Genomic DNA, 18,547 nt, shown 5'->3' on the forward strand with positions numbered 1-18,547 from the left:
GAGAGTATGGCTGTCAGATTTATAATTGGACGGGCAGGTACGGGAAAGAGCTACGGAATGCTGTCTGAAATAAAAGAAAAACTGCTCGAACAGCCGAATGGAGATCCGATCATCTATCTGGTACCTGACCAGATGTCCTTTATATCGGAGTACGAATTAGTGAATTCCCCCGGATTGAACGGGATGATCCGTGCCCAGGTTTTCAGTTTTACGAGGCTGGCCTGGAAGATCCTTCAGGAAACAGGGGGGATGAGCCGTTATCATCTATCCAGCGTCGGGTTGAATATGATGATTCGAAAAATCATCGAAGAGCACAAAGACGACTTGCATATCTTTTCAAAGGCTTCTGAAAAGCCGGGGTTCATCGACCATGTGGAAGCCATGCTGACAGAATTCAAACGGTATTGCATAAAGCCTCAGGAGCTTGAGGAATTCAATCAGGAAGAGGCGCAGTCGAAGGCATTAAAGGATAAACTTCATGATCTTGAACTTATTTATGAAAAATTCGAAGAAAAACTGATGGGGAAGTATATTGACTCAGAGGATTATTTTCAGCTTCTGGCTGATAATGTGAAAAACTCTGTCCTTCTTAAAAATGCCGACATTTATATTGACGGTTTTCACAGCTTCACACCGCAGGAATATCTCATCATTGAACAGCTGATCCAGCATAGCAGGAACGTCACGATTGCCCTTACAGCGGATTCCGATCAGCAGTTTGGCTCATTTAGTGAGCTGAGCCTGTTCAGGATGACGAATGAAACGTATGAGACGCTTCAGGATATATCCCATAGGGCACATAAGCCGGTTGAAGAGGAAGTGTACGTCAAGCCGATCCGGTTTAGAAGCGGCACGATGCAGCACATCGAGAAATATTTTGAAGACCGGCCAGCTGTCAGCTATACCGGAGCGGATGCACGGGATTCCATTCAATTTTTGGAAGCGTCAAACCGCCGGGCGGAGATAGAGGGGATTGCAAGAGAGATCCGAAAACTTGCACGCACAGAAGGTTACAGGTATAAAGATATCGCTGTCCTGGTACGCAACAGCCAGGATTACCGGGATAAAATAGAAACGATATTCCAAGATTTCGAGATTCCTTTTTTCCTTGACCAGAAGAGAACGATGTTGAATCATCCACTGATTGAACTGATTCGTTCCACGCTTGAAATCATGAATTCGAATTGGAGATATGAACCAGTCTTCAGGGCAGTGAAAACGGATCTGCTATTCCCATACCAAAAGGATCCTTCCGAGCTGCGGGAGCAGATGGACCGTCTGGAAAATTATGTGCTGGCATACGGTATCCAGGGAGAGCGCTGGACGGGTAAAGAGCGCTGGAAGTACCGCCGTTTCAGGGGTCTCGAACATGTTGATTCTCCCCAAACCGACCGGGAAAGGGAGCTTGAGCATGAAATCAACGAGCTTCGGCTTTTCATTTCCGCTCCGATCGTCCGGCTCGGTAAACGACTTAAGAAGCAGAGTACAGGAAGAGAGTTTTGTGAAACGCTTTATCTTTATCTGGAAGAATTGGATATTCCGGCAAAGCTCGAGCGATTAAGAATACAAGCTGAAGAGCGTGGCGACCTTGTGGCTGCCAGGGAGCATGATCAAGCATGGAGTGCGGTCATTGAATTATTGGACCAGTATGTGGAAATGCTCGGGGATGAGGAAACAACCATCAAGAAATTCACTTCGATTCTGGATGCTGGTATAGAATCGATGAAGTTTTCGCTGGTGCCTCCTGCAATCGATCAAGTGATCATTGCTGACCTTGAGAAATCCAGGCTGGCAGATATCAAGGCTGCCTTTATGATCGGGGTCAATGACGGAGTCCTTCCGGCAAAAATGAGTGAAGAAGGCGTATTGTCAGACGAAGACAGGGAGGCAATGCTACAAAAAGGCTTCAAGATAGCACCGACAAATCGGACGAAGCTTCTGGATGAAGAATTCGTTGCCTATAAAGCTTTTACAACACCGAGTGAAAAATTGTTTATCAGTCATCCGATCGCAAATGAAGAGGGAAAAGCACTGCTTCCATCTTCTTATATAAAAAGGCTGAAAGAAATGTACCCAGAAGCGGACACAAAATTGTTGATCAATGAACCTTCTGAACTGTCAGAAGAAGAGCAGCTGCATTATGTATGCCACCCGAATGTCACGATCTCTCATTTGACATCCCAGCTGCAGCTGAAGAAACGGGAGTATCCGATTTATGACTTCTGGTGGGATGTGTATAATTTCTATGCGTCTTCACCTCAATGGAAATGGCAGGCGCAGCATATCTTATCAAGTCTTTTCCATGAAAATAAAGCGGGAAGGCTGACAGAAGAAACGAGCAGGGACCTATACGGGGAACATATACTTGCAAGTGTTTCCAGAATGGAGTTGTTCAATAGCTGTCCTTTCTCACACTTCGCCAGCCATGGCTTGAAGCTAAGGGAAAGAGAGTTCTTCAAGCTTGAGGCCCCTGATATCGGGGAGATGTTCCACTCCGCGCTGAAGTGGATATCGGATGAGGTGGAGAAACATGGGCTGACCTGGGCAGGGCTCACAAAGGCACAATGCCTGCAATTGGCCAAGGATGCGGTGGCAATGCTGGCTCCCAAGCTGCAGCACCAGATACTCTTAAGCTCAAACCGCCTTCATTATATTGCAAAGAAGCTTGAACATATCATTGGACGTGCAAGTCTCATTCTGAGTGAGCATGCGAAAGCGAGCGGATTTGTGCCAGTCGGGGTGGAACTCGGATTCGGACCGAATGCGGAACTGCCGCCTTTTCAATTTCAACTGCGTAACGGCACGAAAATGGAACTTCAAGGACGGATTGACCGGGTGGATAAGGCTGAAGATGAAAATGGGGTATACCTGCGCATTGTCGATTATAAATCCAGTGCAAGGGACCTTGATGTGACAGAGGTTTATTATGGACTTGCCCTTCAGATGCTGACTTATCTGGATATCGTCTTATCCCACTCGAAGCAATTTGTAGGAAAAGAGGCACAGCCGGCAGGGGTATTGTATTTCCATGTTCACAACCCGATGATCAACAGTAAAAAGATATTGACGCTGGACCAAATCGAAAATGAAATTTTCAAGAGCTTCAAGATGAAGGGGCTGGTCCTCGGCGATGCAGACATCGTCCGCTTGATGGATCGGACCCTTGATAGTGGGAGTTCGGATATCATATCTGCTGGAATAAAAAAGGACGGTACTCTTTCCTCCAGGTCAAAAGCCGCTTCAAAGGAAGATTTTCATTTTATGCGGAAACATGTAAGGAAGATCTATGAAAATGCCGGCAATCAAATTGTTTCGGGGGCCGTGGATATTACACCTTATAAACTGAAGGACAGGACTCCATGCCAATTCTGTTCCTACCGTCCGGTATGTCAATTCGATCAGTCGCTCGAAGAAAATGATTACAGAGTGCTGCGGGCGGCGAAAGCAGAAGATCTGCTTGCAAAAGTAAGAGAGGAGGTAAATGAAAATGAGTAAATATACCGTTCCCGCTAAACCGGAAGATGTCACCTGGACGGATGATCAGTGGAAAGCAATCTGGGCAAAAGGCCGGGATATCCTCGTTGCAGCCGCTGCCGGTTCCGGAAAAACGGCAGTGCTCGTCGAGCGTATCATCCAGCGCATCCTTTCGGAAGAAGACAGGCTGGATGTCGATGAACTCCTGGTTGTTACATTTACCAATGCATCTGCTGCTGAAATGAGGCACCGTATCGGCCAGGCGATTGAGAAAGCAATCGATGAAGATCCTCACTCGACACATTTAAGGAAGCAGCTGAGCTTACTTAACCGTGCTTCGATATCGACATTGCATTCTTTCTGTCTCGAAGTGATCCGGAAATATTACTATCTTATCGATATCGATCCGGGTTTCAGGATCGCAGATGAAACAGAGGGTGATTTGATCCGCGACGAAGTGCTTGATGAACTATTTGAAGATGAGTACGGAAAAGAAGATAACACTGCTTTCTTCACACTGGTGGATACCTATACAAATGACCGCAGTGATGGTGCCCTTCAAGAGATGATACGCAAATTGTATGATTTCTCCCGTTCACACCCGAATCCGGAAAAATGGCTCGGGGAGTTAGCGGGGATGTATGACATCCGTGAGAAAACAGAAATTGATGACCTCCCTTTTATGGGTCCTCTTAAAGTCGATATCAAACTGCAGCTGCAAGGTGCGAGATCCTTGTTCCAACGGGCGCTTGATTTAACAAAAGTTCCCGGGGGGCCTTCACCAAGGGCTGAAAACTTCTTGGATGACCTTGCAGTTGTCGACGGGCTGCTTAACTCTGAAAAGATATCATGGGGTGCACTGTACGAAGGAATGCAGGGCCTTCATTTCACTAAATTGAAACCGTGCCGGGGCGACGATTTCGATAAAGGACTTGCAGATGAATCAAAAAAACTCAGGGATCAGGGAAAGAAGATGCTTGAGAAACTCAAGGATGAGTTCTTTTTGAGAAAGCCCCAATCATTCTTGACGGATATGACAAGTATGAAAGATACCATTCATACTCTCTCAGAGCTCGTCATTGAGTTTGGGCGCCGTTTCAAAGCCGTCAAGGAAGAAAAGGGTCTGGTTGATTTTGCCGATCTTGAGCACTTCTGTCTTGATATTCTCAGGGAAAGTGCTGAAGGTGATAAGCTTATTCCGTCCGATGCCGCTTTGCAATACAAACATAAATTCAAAGAGGTGCTGGTGGACGAGTACCAGGATACGAATATGGTTCAGGAATCGATTCTTCTGCTTATTACTGGGGAAGAGGAGCAGACTGGCAATCGGTTTATGGTGGGGGATGTAAAACAGTCCATTTACCGTTTCCGGTTGGCGGAACCTAATTTATTCTTAACAAAATATAACCGTTTTCTTCCTGAGCCCGGCGATGCGGGTCTGAAAATAGACTTGTCCCAAAACTTCAGAAGCCGTAAAGAGGTGCTGGAGGGTACAAATTTCCTGTTCAAACAAATCATGGGTACATCAGTCGGAGAGATGGAGTACAACAAAGAAGCAGAATTAGTGAAGGGTGCAGCATACCCCGAAGATAAGGCGTACCCGATCGAGGTAGCCCTGATCGATCAGGAAGCAGCAGAGAACTCTCCTTCTCCGGAGGAAGAGGATTCACTTTCCATTTTTGATGAGGAAGATATTGAAAAGTCTGTTTTAGAAGCAAGATATATGGCTCAGAAAGTAAAGGGGATGATTGAGGAGAAGACCCCGGTTTTTGATGCAAAAACAAAAACAGAACGGCCGATCCAATACAAGGACATTGTAATCCTGCTCCGCTCCATGCCATGGGCAGCAGAAATCATGGAAGAGTTCAAACGCCATGGGATCCCGATTTATGCGAACTTGTCCACCGGCTATTTCGATGCAACGGAAATTTCCATTATGCTGTCTCTGCTTAAAGTAATCGATAATCCTTACCAGGATATCCCGCTTGCCTCGGTCCTGAGATCCCCGATTGCAGGTCTGGATGAAGAAGGGTTAGCGAGTATCCGCATTCATTCGAAGGCAGGCAGCTATTACGAAGCGCTGAAAAAGTTTGCTGAACAGAAGCCTTCAAACCCGGGCGGGGAAGAAACCTTCGAAAAGGTAAAATTATTTCTATATCAGCTTGACCGCTGGAGAACAAGGGCACGGCAAGGCTCAGTCACAGAACTGATCTGGCAGTTATACCGTGATACACGGTTCTATGACTACGTAGGCGGAATGGCAGGAGGCAAGCAGCGCCAGGCCAATCTGCGTGCACTATATGACAGGGCCCGTCAATATGAATCCACTACCTTCAGGGGATTATTCCGCTTTCTGCGGTTCATTGACCGCATGAGAGAACGGGGAGATGACTTAGGGGTGGCAAGGGCACTGAGTGAACAGGAGGATGTTGTCCGTTTAATGACGATTCATTCAAGTAAAGGGCTTGAATTTCCGGTTGTTTTTGTAGCCGGCACATCAAAACAGTTCAATCTGATGGACTTGAATGCTTCGTACTTATTGGACAAGGACTTGGGGCTTGCAAGCAAGTTTACCGATCCCGACAAAAGGATAAGCTACCCGTCCCTTCCACAGCTGGCATTCAAACGAAAGAAGCGGATGGAAGCTATTTCTGAAGAAATGAGGGTATTATACGTTGCACTTACCCGTGCCAAAGAAAAACTATATCTGATCGGTACCGTGAAGAGCTTCGAGAAATCAGTGAAGAAATGGAAGGGAACGATGAGTGAAAATGAGTGGCTGCTGCCTGACTTTGACCGTGCAGGAGCGGTATCCTACCTTGATTGGATCGGACCATCACTCATCCGTCATCCCCACTGTGAAGAGCTGCATGAAGGTGAGCTAGGGGAAATTGGACAGAACGATGAAATATATCATCATCCTTCCTGCTGGAATGTGAACAAGATCCATAAGTCCGAATTGATCGAAGAAGAAGGGACTGCCGATGATCAAGGCGATGATTGGAAAGAAGACGTGAAAGACGGAAAAGAGGTCAACTCGGAGTCGGCCCATAAAGAAGAAGTGTTTGAACGTCTCTTATGGAATTATCCAAATATGAAGGCAGCCAGCCTGCGTTCAAAACAGTCGGTATCAGAATTGAAACGAATGTATGAAATAAGGGATGAATCTTCAAGTGTAGAATTGCTCAGGCGCCAGCAGAAGCCTGTATATAACCGACCTGCATTTATGCAGACAAAGGAGCTGTCGCCGGCAGAGAAAGGGACGGCCATGCATACCGTCATGCAGCATATTTCTTTTGCAGAGGGCAAGCCTGATGAACAGGCGGTCTCTATCCTCTTGGAAGACCTGGTCAGAAAAGAGATTTTGACAGAAGAACAAAAAACGTCCATTTCAGTTCCGAATATCCTTCATTTCTTTGAAAGTGAACTAGGTAAGCGAATGGTGAAAACAACCAACATACAAAGGGAGATCCCATTCAGCATGAGTGTTCCTCTAAGCGAAATATCTGATATTGGAGATGAACCTGTCGAAGAGACGATTCTTGTTCAAGGGGTCATTGACTGTGTATTCAGGGATGATAAAGGTCTTGTTCTTTTGGATTATAAAACTGACGGCATACATGATCGGTATGAAAATGGGTTTGTTGAGGCGAAAGACATTCTCGAAAACCGCTATAAAGTCCAAATTGAACTTTATACAAGAGCCTTGGAATCAATATGGAAGGTAACAGTATCTGAAAAATACCTCTATTTCTTTGACGGAGGCCATTTATTGGAACTTTAAGAAAACAAGCCGCTTCAGGATATCATTCTTTGGAGCGGCTTTTCATATGGGGTCAAACAGGGAATGATAGAACAAAATACGAAAAGAGGAGCTGATGAGTATGAGGAATAAAGCAAGCGGAACATGTGAACTTTGTGCACGGCAGCAGGTTGCCACCACGGTTCATCACTTGACTCCAAAAGAAGTAGGCGGTTCCTTCATGCCGACAGCTGAATTGTGTATGGCTTGTCATAAACAGATCCATTCCCTCTACACAAATGAAGAGCTGGGTGCGAGGCTCAATTCCATCGAAAACTTAAGGAGAGATGAAAAGATAAGCAAATTCATCAAATGGATCCGCAAACAGCCGTCATCAAAATTAGTCAAAACAAAAAAAAGCAACGAACGGAAGAAACGGAAGCACTGAACGGAGCGGTTAAAAGATTATACAACAGCAGGAATCTATGAAAAAAGTTTAAAAACAAAAAGCAAAAAGCCCTGAATTTGACTTTTTGCTTTTTTAATTATTGCCTGTAATCGGCTGATCCACCACATTGCAATCAAATGTGTTTGTGATACTGAAGACATTATAAGTCAATTGGAATGGGCCTGTATTGAATCCACCTGAACCTCCAAACGATTTAGAGGCGGATTTTGGGGAAATGATGGCAGTATCCCCAAATTGCACATTCCCGCCGCCGACACTTAGAATGGAAACCGGACCTATTATCGCTGGCATATAAAACATCCTTCTTTTGTAGTCTACACTTTTAATCTATGTGATAAAGATGAGAGCGTTCATTTATTGTCAGTTTCGTTTTTCCTGTTGTTGAATTCAACGAACTCAACGGGTTCTCCTTCTTCAACTTCCGCTGCAGGGATTTCCAACTCTTCGATTTTTTCAATCTCTTCTTCACCATATTCAGCATCACCCTCAAGTTGACGGATATGTTTCACCCTTGATTCCATATAAACGTTACTCGTATTTCCTATGTGAACGAGGGAGGAAAAAGCTGTTGCGTCTACTTTCATGCAGTTGACTTTGATGGGTGAAAGGTTCAATCTGCTTATTGATATTCCAGGGTTGATGGGGGGGAGCACTATGACTTCATTGAACACTTCTGCCTCAAATCGTCCTTCGCTGCTGAGGAAGAACTCTTTTTCGCGCTGAACAGCGAAGGCTTTCGTTGTAGAAAAAATATTTTGTGAGTCCCCAAGCTGATAGATGGAAGAGAAGGAAAGCGTGATTCCCGACAGTTCATTCACGATAGAATATCTTTTTAACATACCAACTAACCCTTCGGAGTCAAAGGGACGAAGGGGCCGATCAGCAGGGATTCAGGGGGAGTATCAAAGGCTGATGCGAGCTGTATGATGTCAGCATCCCCAATCAGTACCAAGGAGGCACTGGCCACCCCTGCAATCTCAATGTTGCCGACTGACAATTCCCGGTTAATCACTTGTAGGTTCATCCTTTTTCATTCCTTCCATATTATCGGGCATTTGTGACATGAATGAAAAGAGTGCCGATTGAATATCTTGTTTGATTTTTGAAATGATTTTATCCTTCCATTCTTCATCCGTGTGCTTTCCTTCTACAAACGGGATGTTGTTTACATAAAAATCAATTCGCTGAGGCATTTGATTAAGCAAATCGTTCTGGATCATTTCGTGATAAGAGGCGTCAATCGATCGCTGAAGCTGAACCTCATTATCCGATATCAGTGAAGGAAGCTCATTTTTAATGTATGCTGTTACTTCTTCTGTAATTTTTTCGCGGTAAGGGGTGATATCCTTTACCGTTTTTTTCTTACCGTTCGGAGCCACGGCGAAATCCTCGATCTCTTCTTTGAGCCCGCCGGGGTTCAGACCGATATTAAGTGTGCCATCCAACGATTCAACCTTTAATTGATCAAATTTATATTCAATTCTTTCGACATTGATTTTCGGGGAGTCTTTGACAGTTGTCAGTTCTTCCGAAAGCTTATTGACTTTTTGTTCCAGCGCGACAATTTTCGTGTTCAATTTTTCAATATATTGATAGAGCTGTTGTGGCGTCATGTAGTATTGGTTCATGTTTACACCTCTTTCTTTCGCCGCGGATTAAGCTGTCCCGGGAGTTTGTAAAGGTACAAGAGGAGTTGCCGACGGGCCCCCGGCTGCCGCTTCTCCTCCGTTTTTTTTCGCTTCTGGTGCGGGTCCGGTAAACCCGCCGGTATTGTATAGATAACTGTTCGAATTTATTTGGCCGCAAGTACCTATCTGTAAGACGGAGGAGTTCGTCATTCCCCCTATTTTAATGAAGCGGATTTGAATGGTTTGCTGAAGGTAATAATTCATTTGGCATCACCCTCATAAATTGAAGTTTATACCTGAGTCCATAACATCGTCGTCCACCGTGTATGTCAGTGAGCTTTCGTTATAGACGGAAATCCCTTTACCTGTAATGAAAGAGCCTGCACCAGCAAAGGTTTTTGCAGTCGAGATCGGATTGATTGAAAACACATCCCCAATATGAAAGACGCCGCTGGAACCGACGCTTACAACTTGTGCTATTCCTACGATTGCGGGCATTGTAACTCACACCTTTAAGACTAAGTTAATTATTGTTATTCTATGTGAGAGGATGAAATGAGTGATAATCGCCTAAATCGCAGTTGTCATGTACAATGAAAGAGTATTAAATGCTGGAGGAAAATTGAATGAAAACATTATCACCGATTGAAGAATCAGAACGCATCGTCAGCTTGGATGTTATAAGGGGAATGTCACTTTTGGGAATATTCATCATAAATATGATTTCATTTCATTCCCCATTTCTTTATATGGACCCGTATTCCTGGTGGAAAACACCGAGTGATACAGCACTTTACCCATGGATTGATGTTTTGGTGCAAGCAAGCTTCTATCCGCTGTTTGCGATGATGTTCGGTTATGGGCTCTCAATTCAACAAGAGCGGGCTGACAAAAAGGGAATGCCTTTTTATACGTTTGGAATAAGAAGAATGTTGATACTGCTTTGTATCGGCTCTGTACATGCTTTCTTGATTTGGTCAGGAGATATTCTGATGAATTATGCAGTATTCGGTATGCTTCTGTTAGTATTTATGAGAATGTCAGGGAAGCATTTATTGATGCTGGGGAGTTTGCTGCTTCTTCTGCCTCAATTGTTTTTTAGTATTTTATTAGTGTTAATGACATTCTCAGATCCTGCAGGTGTTGCTCATTATACGAATATCGCTGCAGTCCAGGATTCTGTCGCAGCATACGCTTCCGGCAGCTTCACTGACATTATCCAGCAGCGTTTCAGTGATTGGTATACGGTGAATTCACCGGGCAATCTCCTATTCCTGATCCTTTCCATTCTTCCTGTGATGATGATTGGTGCAGGAGCAGGGAAATTGAACCTGCTTGAAAAAGTCGGTGCCAATAAAAGAAAATGGATGCTGCTTGGCGCGGGACTTCTGATCACTAGTGTCGCAATCAAGATGCTTCCTATACTGATAGAATCGAATGCAGCTTATTCTTATATACAGGATTATCTCGGAGGTCCTTTCTTATCAGTATCTTATGCAGTAATCCTGGCTTTATTATTAGAGAATAAAAAAATGAAAAAATGGACCAAGCCCCTTGCATCTGCAGGAAGGATGTCGTTGACCAATTATCTAATGCAGTCGGTTATAGGCACTTTGATCTTTTATTCTTACGGCTTTGGTCTTTATGGGGAAGTGACACTGACCACAGGAACGTACTTGGCCATTGGAATCTTCGTCATCCAGATGCTTCTTTCTGAGATCTGGCTGTCCAAATTCAGGTATGGTCCGGTGGAGAAGCTTTGGCGCGTACTTAGTTATGGGAAAAGTTCTGTGATGAAAAAAGGAGAATTGTAGTTTACCAATCTAATTGACGGAGTAAAGGGGATGGAAAGCGGATGAAGCTGGCGAGTTTTGAAGTGAATGCAAAAGAAACATATGGGGTAGTGGAAGGGGAACACGTTATTGATCTTGTAAGTTTATCGAAAGTCTATGGTTCAGAATTTCCGCAGGACGTGCAGGAAGCCATAAAAATCGGAGAGGAGTTTCTTCGAAAAGCAGACGGGCTATTAAGTCTCGCCAGGCGTGAAAGTACTATAAATGACTATACGTATTCTTTTGACGAAATTGAATGGCTTCCGCCTATACCGGCTGTAAAAAGGAATGTCATGTGTGTAGGCAAGAACTACCGGGAACATGCCATTGAAATGGGGAGTGAAAAAGACATCCCTGAACATATCATGATTTTTACCAAAGCGACCAATACGGTAATTGGACACAAACGAATCATCCCTGTGCATGATGATGTAACGGATGAGCTGGATTACGAAGGTGAACTGGCGGTAGTGATCGGCAAAAAAGGGAAAGGCATCGCACTTGAGGATGCGATGGATCACGTCTTCGGATACACGATTGTAAATGATCTTACAGCACGGGACCTGCAGAAAAAACATGGTCAATTCTTCATTGGTAAAAGCTTGGACTCTACCTGCCCGATCGGTCCATATATCGTCACGAAAGATAATATCGAAGATCCCCATCAACTTACGATAAGGACACGTGTAAACGGGGAGGTGCGGCAGTCTTCAAGTACTGACCTGATGATATTCAGGATCCCTGACATTATTTCGATTCTATCAAAAGGGATGACCCTCGAACCGGGGGATATCATTGCGACAGGGACTCCGGCCGGCGTAGGAAAAGGGTTTAATCCGCCACGCTTCTTAAAGGCGGGGGACGAGGTCGAGATTGAAGTGGAGGGAATCGGAATTTTGACAAATCAGTTACAGTAAGTGGTTACATTTCTGTTACTGAATGGTATGTGGTAATATATTATGAGTCTAAACATTCTTATTCTGTGGGAGGTTCACTATGTTTGATAACACACATGCCCATATTACAACTTGGGTCATTGCGATTATCCTTTTCTTTGTAGCCGTAAGATTACATAATGCCGGCAAAGCCAAAGGTATGAAAGTAGTCCAGATGATTCTTCGCCTGTTTTATCTGCTTATCATCCTGACGGGGGCTTTATTGTTCTGGAAACACCAAGGCATCAATCCTGCATTGTATGGAATAAAGGCATTGGTCGGGATCTGGGTCATCGGTATGTTTGAAATGATCCTCGTACGCATGAACAAAGGCAAAAGTACGAAAATGTTCTGGATCCAATTGATCATCGCCCTTATCCTCGTACTCATCTTAGGATTTCAGCTGCCGCTTGGATTTTAATACTGTTTGGAAAAAGAGTCTGCTTTCAGCAGGCTTTTTTTGTTGTGGTGGATTAATTGATAGTAAAATGATTGTATGCGAAGTTTTGAGAATGTTACCATATTCAAGAAATACATACATTTACGGCTTTCAGGGAGATAGGAATGATTGTGTTAACCGGTTCTAGCGTTTGATTGGAGTGGAAGACGTAGACTCCTGCGGGAAAAGTAGCTTATGTGAGACCCACAGGGAGGTACGACCGAGGAGGCTCACGGGCTACCCGCGGAAAGCGAAGTCTTCCACGGAAATCAATAGCGGCATTAAAAAGCATAAAAAATAAATATCCAAAACTGTCGAATTGTGGTATTTTTGTAGTATCATGTCTTTTTAGAGTAGGTGTGGAATATGATTACGTCTTTTCAGTACATATACAAAGGCGAAAACTCCTTAAAGCAATTTATTAAAGAGAATGAATTAGATTTATTTCCTTCTCTCCTCATTCAAGCCTTCGTCGGTCATTCTTCAATTACGTTTATTCATTCGCTTCAAAAAGAAGTAAATGAATTATTACCCCATGCAACGCTTATCGGCTGCAGTTCAAATAGTCAAATATACGAGGGGAAGCTTACTTCTGACGTCGTCCTTTCTTTTACAGCTTTTGAAAAGACAGAAGTCAATGCTTATCTGCTTGACGGAGCAGATCTTAATCGCAGAGATGGCGAACAATTGCATAATGAACTGATCCGGTTTGATACCAAAGCGGTGATACTTTTTGTCAGTCACCTAAAAATGAATATATCGGATATCCTGGAGGGGGTCACCCAGCAGAGCGATGAATTCAAGATCGTCGGGGGAGTATGTGCAGATGATCCGCAAGTGCGTCCTTCATTTGTATTCACCAATGACAGAATAACCCGTGACGGATTGGCAGCCGTTTCTATGAATCATTCTGAATTACATATTCATACATATGCACTTGAACATTGGCAGGAGGTCGGTCCTTCGTTTGAAATAACGAAAGCTGACACGAATATCATTTATGAAATAAATCATAAAAAGCCTCTTCAGCTGCTTGAGAGGTATTTAGGTAAAGCTTTTGTCAAAGAACTTCCCGATTCTTCTATTGAATTTCCATTTTTATTTCAAGATGGGAATGAAAAAACAGCTGTTTATGTCATTAACATTTTGCCGCACGGTGCGATCGAAGTAAGCAGGGAACTGAACGAGGGGGACATGGTAAGTTTCGGCTTCGTAAATGTCCAGGATTTACTGCAATCCACTACCAAGCAATTGAACAAGCTTAAACGGCGTCCGGTGGAGTCTCACTTTGTGTACAATTGTGTTGCAAGAAAACGCAATATACGTGATTTTACCAATCAGGAGCTTTCCAAATTAAATGATGTTGCCAGCGTCAATGGCTTTTTCTCCTATGGTGAATTTGGTTATGATTCAAACAGGAAACCCAAACTCCTGGCACATTCCTTGACCTATTTAGGGATTTCGGAAGAGGTCAGGGAGCCATTAAAGGATTTTCAGACAGATTTTCAGCTGGCTCCTGAAGCGAATGCCATGATGTCATTGACGAACCTGATCAATACCGCTTCCACTGATATTAAAGAACTCACACAAAATATTGAGATTTCCGAAGAGTATTACCGGTCGCTTTTTGACAATAATACAGATTTTGTTTACAGCACCGACTTGAAGGGACGGTTTACTTCACTAAATCCCTCTTTTATGAAAACATTCGGTTACAATGAAAAAGAGATGATCGGTAAAAACGCATTGAATTATATCATGAAGCAGGATCAGCAAAGAGTCAGGAGACACTTCTATCGTGCAATGGACGGAAGGGAACAGTATTATGATCTTCCGATTGCCACTAAGGAAGGAAAAATCAACTACTTTCAAATAAAGAATATTCCAATCACGGTAAACGGTCAGTGTGTCGGTATATTCGGAATAGGTAAAGACGTCACTCAGCAAAGGCAGTCGGAAAAGAAAATCACTCAACTGGCATATTATGATGGAGACACCGATTTACCGAACAAACAAAGGTTCAGGGAAATTATCGATGAACATATTCAGCGGGCAAAAAAGAAAAGACGTGAGTTAGCCGTGCTTTTCATGGATATTGACCGCTTTAAAATCATCAATGATACGCTGGGTCACAGAGCAGGTGATCTTATCATTAAAGAACTTGCCCAGCGTCTGGGGGAAACACTTCCCAAAGGAGCGTACCTCGGCAGGTTCAGCGGGGATAAATTTACTGTTCTGCTATCAAAAAATGTGAATGAGGAAAACATCTCCTCCTTGACTGAAACTATTTTAAACGTGATCAGAGAACCATTTTCCTATGAGGGAAAGGAATTCTATATGACCGTAAGCATTGGGGTCGGTATTTATCCAAGGGATGGGGAAAAATCCTCCGAAGTGCTGCGCAACGCGGATGCCGCTTTAAATTACGCAAAGTCGAGAGGGGGTAACAATACGGTCTACTTCTCAAGGGATATGAATGAAGAAACACTTCGAAAAGTGGAAATGGAAGCTCAATTGCGTAAAGCCATTGCTAAAAATGAATTATTCATTGCCTATCAGCCAATCATAGATGTTCCAAATGAGACGCTTGTTGGGTGTGAAGCACTTCTCAGATGGCAGCATGAAGAGATGGGTCTTATTTCCCCGGCGGAGTTCATCCCGTTGGCAGAAGAGACCGGATTGATTCAGGAAGTGGGAAAATGGGTATTAATCGGTGCGTGTGAGCAGCTGAAATCCTGGAGGGATAAACGGCTTGGTGATTTCTATGTTTCCGTAAACGTATCAGCCATTCAGTTCCAGCACCCCTCATTTCTAAGTGATGTGAAGGAAGCATTGAGAATTTCAGGTCTGCATCCGGAGTATCTTTGTCTGGAACTGACAGAAACCATCATGCTGCACGATGCACCCTATTCGATTCAGGTCATGCAGGCGCTCTCTGATATAGGAGTCAGGCTCGCGATTGATGACTTCGGAACAGGGTATTCCTCTTTAAGCTACCTGAAACATTTACCGATTGATATATTAAAAATAGACAGATCTTTTGTACGCAATATGAACGATCATTCCCCTGATATCGCGATCGTCCAATCCGTGTCAATGATGGGGCAGGGCTTGAACTTGAAAGTGGTGGCTGAGGGCGTGGAGACGGTCCAACAGCTTAAGCTGCTCAAACAGTTAGGTTGTGACTACGCTCAAGGTTTCTTGATCGAAAAGCCGATGACTCCGTGCAAAATGGACGAATTCTTAAAGTTGCGTAATTTAGTTCCCATCCAAGGGAGTTAGACCTTGACTCTATTCAAAAGAAAAAACGTGCTTTGCCGACTGGATTCGGTAAAGCACGTTTTTGCCGTGTCATAGATTGAAATTCTCGATTACGATCCGCTTTCCTGTACTGAGTGTGAACTCGAAGCGGTCCCGCTTCTTTTTGAAATAAGTAAAGTGATGCTGGACTGCACATACTTCCTCGCCATTATCAAAATTAATAAAGTTAACGCCCTGCTTCATTTTCTGGCTGCCAAGGAAAACGAGATGATTGTGACAGAATATACAATCATATAGTGAGTAGTTTAAATTGTTTAAGGTAGATATGAATTGAAGGAAAGCATCATCAGAAATGTCATCGATCAGGTTTTCCAATGAAAAGAGAATGTTCTTCTTTATTTGGATCCTGTCTCCATCATGCATTCTTATTCGTTCATAAGGAGTGGCGACAACCCCGTTTTCCAATAGTACGCCTGTGATCCAGGTATCTTCCCTGAAAAGCCTGATTTCATGATTGATATAAAACTCCAGTTCTGATTCTTCTTCTGCATCTATTTCAAAAAAAAGCCAAATGTCTTCATCAAAAAGGACGGTTCCTTCTGAAAATGCTCTCTTTTGGGATTTTAGGATGTTTGATCGGTAAATGTTACTCAAATGAATATCCCTCCTTAACTACATTTCTTATCATAATTATCATATTTCATTCATGTAAAGATTGAGTGAGGCAATTAACCATTTATCTTGAATTGCATAAGATAATCTATGTGTCAGAGAGCCCAGTTTGATTGACCAGAAAGTGAGGATGATCACAATGTGCGGAATTACAGGTTGGATACATTATAAACGAAATCTTTCAAACCAGGAAAAATTAGTGGAGAAAATGGCAGAGACATTGTCTAAAAGGGGTCCGGATGAAACGAATACTTGGGTTGGTCAACATGCGGCATTTGGTCATAAACGGCTGATAGTAGTGGATCCTGAAGGCGGGAGACAGCCGATGAGCATTATTCATCAGGAACATACCTTTACGATCTGTTATAACGGCGAGTTATACAATACTGAAGACATACGCGCCGTGTTAAAAGGGAAAGGATATTCATTCAAAGGGCACTCCGATACGGAAGTTCTATTGACGTCATATATAGAATGGCGCGAGGAATGTGTAAATCATTTAAATGGAATTTTTGCCTTTGCTGTTTGGGACAGTCAAAAGGAGCAAGTATTCATAGGAAGGGACCGTATGGGTGTTAAACCCTTATTTTATTTTGAAAAAGATGGGGGACTTGTATTTGGATCGGAAATAAAAGCTTTGCTTGCTCATCCTGAGAGTAAAGCGCAAGTGACACACCAGGGTTTGGCGGAAGTATTGGGCCTGGGACCCTCCAGGACACCTGGTGAAGGGGTATTTAAAGATATGAAGGAACTGCGTCCGGCCCATGCATTGATATTCTCGAGAGACGGGCTGAAAATATGGAGATACTGGAACGTGAAGAGTGAACAACATAAAGAATCATTTGTGGAAACTGTCGCCAATGTACGATTCCTGTTGTCCGATGCCATCAAACGGCAGCTGGTATCAGATGTTCCTCTCTGTTCGTTCCTGTCAGGGGGGGTGGACTCCAGCGCAATTACTGCAATCGCCGCCAATACTTACCGGGAGGAAGGAAAAGGGAATCTTCATACCTACTCAATCGATTACGAAGAAAATGATCAGTATTTTACCAAGAGTGATTTCCAGCCAAATTCAGATGCTCCATGGATTGAAAAGATGTCCAAAGAATTCAATACCATCCATCATCGCTGTGTCATCAGCCAGCAGATACTAAAGGATTATTTGACTGAAGCGGTTCATGTAAGGGACCTGCCCGGAATGGCAGACGTCGACTCCTCTCTCTTATGGTTTTGCAAGGAAATAAAAAATGACTTTACCGTCGGACTTTCCGGTGAGTGTGCGGATGAGATATTCGGGGGCTATCCCTGGTTCCACCGTGAGGATGACTTTAACCGCAGAGGCTTCCCGTGGATGCGATCGGTTGCAGAAAGACAAGGTCTTTTAAAGGATGATTGGAACAAAAAGTTGAACCTTCAGGAATATGTACTTTCTCAATATGATAAGACGGTTGCAGAGACGCCTCTATTGGACGGTGAAAATGAAGTGGAAACGAAGAGGAGGCAATTATTCTATCTGAATTTAACCTGGTTCATGACAACGCTTTTGGACCGCAAAGACCGGATGAGCATGGGGGCGAGCCTCGAAGTAAGGGTTCCATTTGCCGATCACAGATTGGTAGAATACGTATGGAATATCCCGTGGGAGATGAAAATGCATCAAAACAGGGAAAAGGGGATACTCAGGAAAGCATTGGAAGGGATTTTGCCGAATGAAGTCCTTTATCGAAAGAAAAGTCCATATCCCAAAACGCATCATCCTGTCTATACAAAAATAGTGAGTGATTGGTTGAATGAAATGTTAGAGAATAAATCCAGTGTACTGTATGAATTATTTAACGAACAAAAGCTAAAGGAAATTGTCAAGACCGGCGGGGCGGCATTCCAGGTTCCTTGGTACGGACAGTTGATGACAGGTCCGCAGCTTCTGGCTCATCTGGGACAGATTCATGTGTGGTTTGAGGATTATGGTATACAAATAGTTGAGTAGAAAATGAACGTTGTATTCTGGTTTGATTAGAGAAGCCCGAAGCGGTGAAACCCCGTTTCGGGCTTTTATGATGTGTGAAGATGGGGGAGGGGGGGCGGATGCTCATCA

The 18,547-nt window shown here is 43.7% G+C and carries 15 protein-coding genes; 8 read left to right on the plus strand and 7 right to left on the minus strand.

Annotation, left to right across the window (positions count from 1 at the left end):
• The first annotated feature begins 6 nt into the window (after positions 1-6).
• From addB to HWX64_RS06525, 3 genes are all read left to right on the plus strand, one after another.
• Positions 7-3,495 carry a helicase-exonuclease AddAB subunit AddB gene (gene addB, locus HWX64_RS06515; protein ID WP_175988326.1) on the plus strand — a complete coding sequence of 1,163 codons (3,489 nt, stop codon included), beginning with the start codon at positions 7-9 and terminating at the stop codon, positions 3,493-3,495.
• Positions 3,488-7,258 (plus strand): helicase-exonuclease AddAB subunit AddA, encoded by a 3,771-nt coding sequence (gene addA / locus HWX64_RS06520; protein ID WP_175988328.1) that lies wholly within the window; start codon positions 3,488-3,490, stop codon positions 7,256-7,258. Before addB ends, addA begins: the two co-directional genes overlap by 8 nt.
• 100 nt (positions 7,259-7,358) lie before the next feature.
• Positions 7,359-7,664, plus strand: a complete 306-nt coding sequence (locus tag HWX64_RS06525) for an HNH endonuclease (RefSeq protein ID WP_175988330.1) — start codon at positions 7,359-7,361, stop codon at positions 7,662-7,664.
• Between the two features lie 93 nt (positions 7,665-7,757).
• On the opposite strand, the gene HWX64_RS06530 is transcribed toward HWX64_RS06525, so the two are convergent.
• Genes HWX64_RS06530 through HWX64_RS06555 form a run of 6 tightly spaced genes read right to left on the minus strand, consistent with a single transcriptional unit; the run spans position 7,758 to position 9,811 of the window.
• Positions 7,758-7,976, minus strand: a complete 219-nt coding sequence (locus HWX64_RS06530; protein ID WP_175988332.1) for a spore germination protein — start codon at positions 7,974-7,976, stop codon at positions 7,758-7,760.
• Between the two features lie 59 nt (positions 7,977-8,035).
• The gene (locus HWX64_RS06535; protein ID WP_175988334.1) at positions 8,036-8,524 is read right to left on the minus strand and encodes a spore germination protein GerPE; all 489 of its coding nucleotides are present in this window, start codon (positions 8,522-8,524) and stop codon (positions 8,036-8,038) included.
• A gap of 5 nt (positions 8,525-8,529) precedes the next feature.
• A complete protein-coding gene (locus HWX64_RS06540; RefSeq protein ID WP_175988336.1) occupies positions 8,530-8,709 on the minus strand; it encodes a spore gernimation protein GerPD in 180 nt (59 codons plus the stop codon).
• Complete coding sequence (gene gerPC, locus HWX64_RS06545; RefSeq protein WP_175988338.1) at positions 8,690-9,313, minus strand: spore germination protein GerPC; 624 nt, start codon at positions 9,311-9,313, stop codon at positions 8,690-8,692. The genes HWX64_RS06540 and gerPC overlap by 20 nt, the downstream gene beginning before the upstream one ends.
• Before the next feature lie 27 nt (positions 9,314-9,340).
• On the minus strand, positions 9,341-9,577 hold the full coding sequence (locus HWX64_RS06550) for a spore germination protein GerPB (protein WP_175988340.1): 237 nt from the start codon (positions 9,575-9,577) through the stop codon (positions 9,341-9,343).
• Positions 9,578-9,589: 12 nt separating this feature from the next.
• Positions 9,590-9,811, minus strand: coding sequence for a spore germination protein (locus HWX64_RS06555; RefSeq protein WP_175988343.1), 222 nt, complete (start codon positions 9,809-9,811; stop codon positions 9,590-9,592).
• A 128-nt stretch (positions 9,812-9,939) separates the two neighbouring features.
• Between HWX64_RS06555 and HWX64_RS06560 the strand changes: the two genes are divergently transcribed.
• From HWX64_RS06560 to HWX64_RS06575, 4 genes are all read left to right on the plus strand, one after another.
• Positions 9,940-11,127: a DUF418 domain-containing protein gene (locus tag HWX64_RS06560; protein ID WP_175988345.1), complete on the plus strand. Its 1,188-nt coding sequence runs from the start codon at positions 9,940-9,942 to the stop codon at positions 11,125-11,127.
• Between the two features lie 41 nt (positions 11,128-11,168).
• Positions 11,169-12,062 (plus strand): fumarylacetoacetate hydrolase family protein, encoded by an 894-nt coding sequence (locus tag HWX64_RS06565; protein ID WP_175988347.1) that lies wholly within the window; start codon positions 11,169-11,171, stop codon positions 12,060-12,062.
• A 79-nt stretch (positions 12,063-12,141) separates the two neighbouring features.
• On the plus strand, positions 12,142-12,501 hold the full coding sequence (locus HWX64_RS06570; protein ID WP_175988349.1) for a YisL family protein: 360 nt from the start codon (positions 12,142-12,144) through the stop codon (positions 12,499-12,501).
• 384 nt (positions 12,502-12,885) lie between these two features.
• Positions 12,886-15,801, plus strand: a complete 2,916-nt coding sequence (locus HWX64_RS06575) for an EAL domain-containing protein (protein WP_175988351.1) — start codon at positions 12,886-12,888, stop codon at positions 15,799-15,801.
• Positions 15,802-15,870: 69 nt separating this feature from the next.
• Here the strand turns inward: HWX64_RS06575 and HWX64_RS06580 are convergent, their stop codons facing one another.
• The gene (locus HWX64_RS06580; protein ID WP_175988353.1) at positions 15,871-16,434 is read right to left on the minus strand and encodes a DUF2777 family protein; all 564 of its coding nucleotides are present in this window, start codon (positions 16,432-16,434) and stop codon (positions 15,871-15,873) included.
• 148 nt (positions 16,435-16,582) lie between these two features.
• On the opposite strand from HWX64_RS06580, the gene asnB reads away from it, so the two are divergent.
• A complete protein-coding gene (gene asnB / locus HWX64_RS06585) occupies positions 16,583-18,439 on the plus strand; it encodes an asparagine synthase (glutamine-hydrolyzing) (protein WP_175989669.1) in 1,857 nt (618 codons plus the stop codon).
• Positions 18,440-18,547: the final 108 nt, after the last annotated feature.

The organism is Bacillus sp. Marseille-Q1617, from assembly GCF_903645295.1.
GTDB lineage: Bacteria > Bacillota > Bacilli > Bacillales > Bacillaceae_B > Rossellomorea.

What these genes read in the sequence shown, in the direction of transcription:
- addB (WP_175988326.1), top strand. Translation starts at nt 7, where the DNA reads ATGGCTGTCAGATTTATAATTGGACGGGCAGGTACGGGAAAGAGCTAC.
- addA (WP_175988328.1), top strand. Translation starts at nt 3,488, where the DNA reads ATGAGTAAATATACCGTTCCCGCTAAACCGGAAGATGTCACCTGGACG.
- HWX64_RS06525 (WP_175988330.1), top strand. Translation starts at nt 7,359, where the DNA reads ATGAGGAATAAAGCAAGCGGAACATGTGAACTTTGTGCACGGCAGCAG.
- HWX64_RS06530 (WP_175988332.1), bottom strand. Translation starts at nt 7,976, where the DNA reads ATGCCAGCGATAATAGGTCCGGTTTCCATTCTAAGTGTCGGCGGCGGG.
- HWX64_RS06535 (WP_175988334.1), bottom strand. Translation starts at nt 8,524, where the DNA reads ATGTTAAAAAGATATTCTATCGTGAATGAACTGTCGGGAATCACGCTT.
- HWX64_RS06540 (WP_175988336.1), bottom strand. Translation starts at nt 8,709, where the DNA reads ATGAACCTACAAGTGATTAACCGGGAATTGTCAGTCGGCAACATTGAG.
- gerPC (WP_175988338.1), bottom strand. Translation starts at nt 9,313, where the DNA reads ATGAACCAATACTACATGACGCCACAACAGCTCTATCAATATATTGAA.
- HWX64_RS06550 (WP_175988340.1), bottom strand. Translation starts at nt 9,577, where the DNA reads ATGAATTATTACCTTCAGCAAACCATTCAAATCCGCTTCATTAAAATA.
- HWX64_RS06555 (WP_175988343.1), bottom strand. Translation starts at nt 9,811, where the DNA reads ATGCCCGCAATCGTAGGAATAGCACAAGTTGTAAGCGTCGGTTCCAGC.
- HWX64_RS06560 (WP_175988345.1), top strand. Translation starts at nt 9,940, where the DNA reads ATGAAAACATTATCACCGATTGAAGAATCAGAACGCATCGTCAGCTTG.
- HWX64_RS06565 (WP_175988347.1), top strand. Translation starts at nt 11,169, where the DNA reads ATGAAGCTGGCGAGTTTTGAAGTGAATGCAAAAGAAACATATGGGGTA.
- HWX64_RS06570 (WP_175988349.1), top strand. Translation starts at nt 12,142, where the DNA reads ATGTTTGATAACACACATGCCCATATTACAACTTGGGTCATTGCGATT.
- HWX64_RS06575 (WP_175988351.1), top strand. Translation starts at nt 12,886, where the DNA reads ATGATTACGTCTTTTCAGTACATATACAAAGGCGAAAACTCCTTAAAG.
- asnB (WP_175989669.1), top strand. Translation starts at nt 16,583, where the DNA reads ATGATCACAATGTGCGGAATTACAGGTTGGATACATTATAAACGAAAT.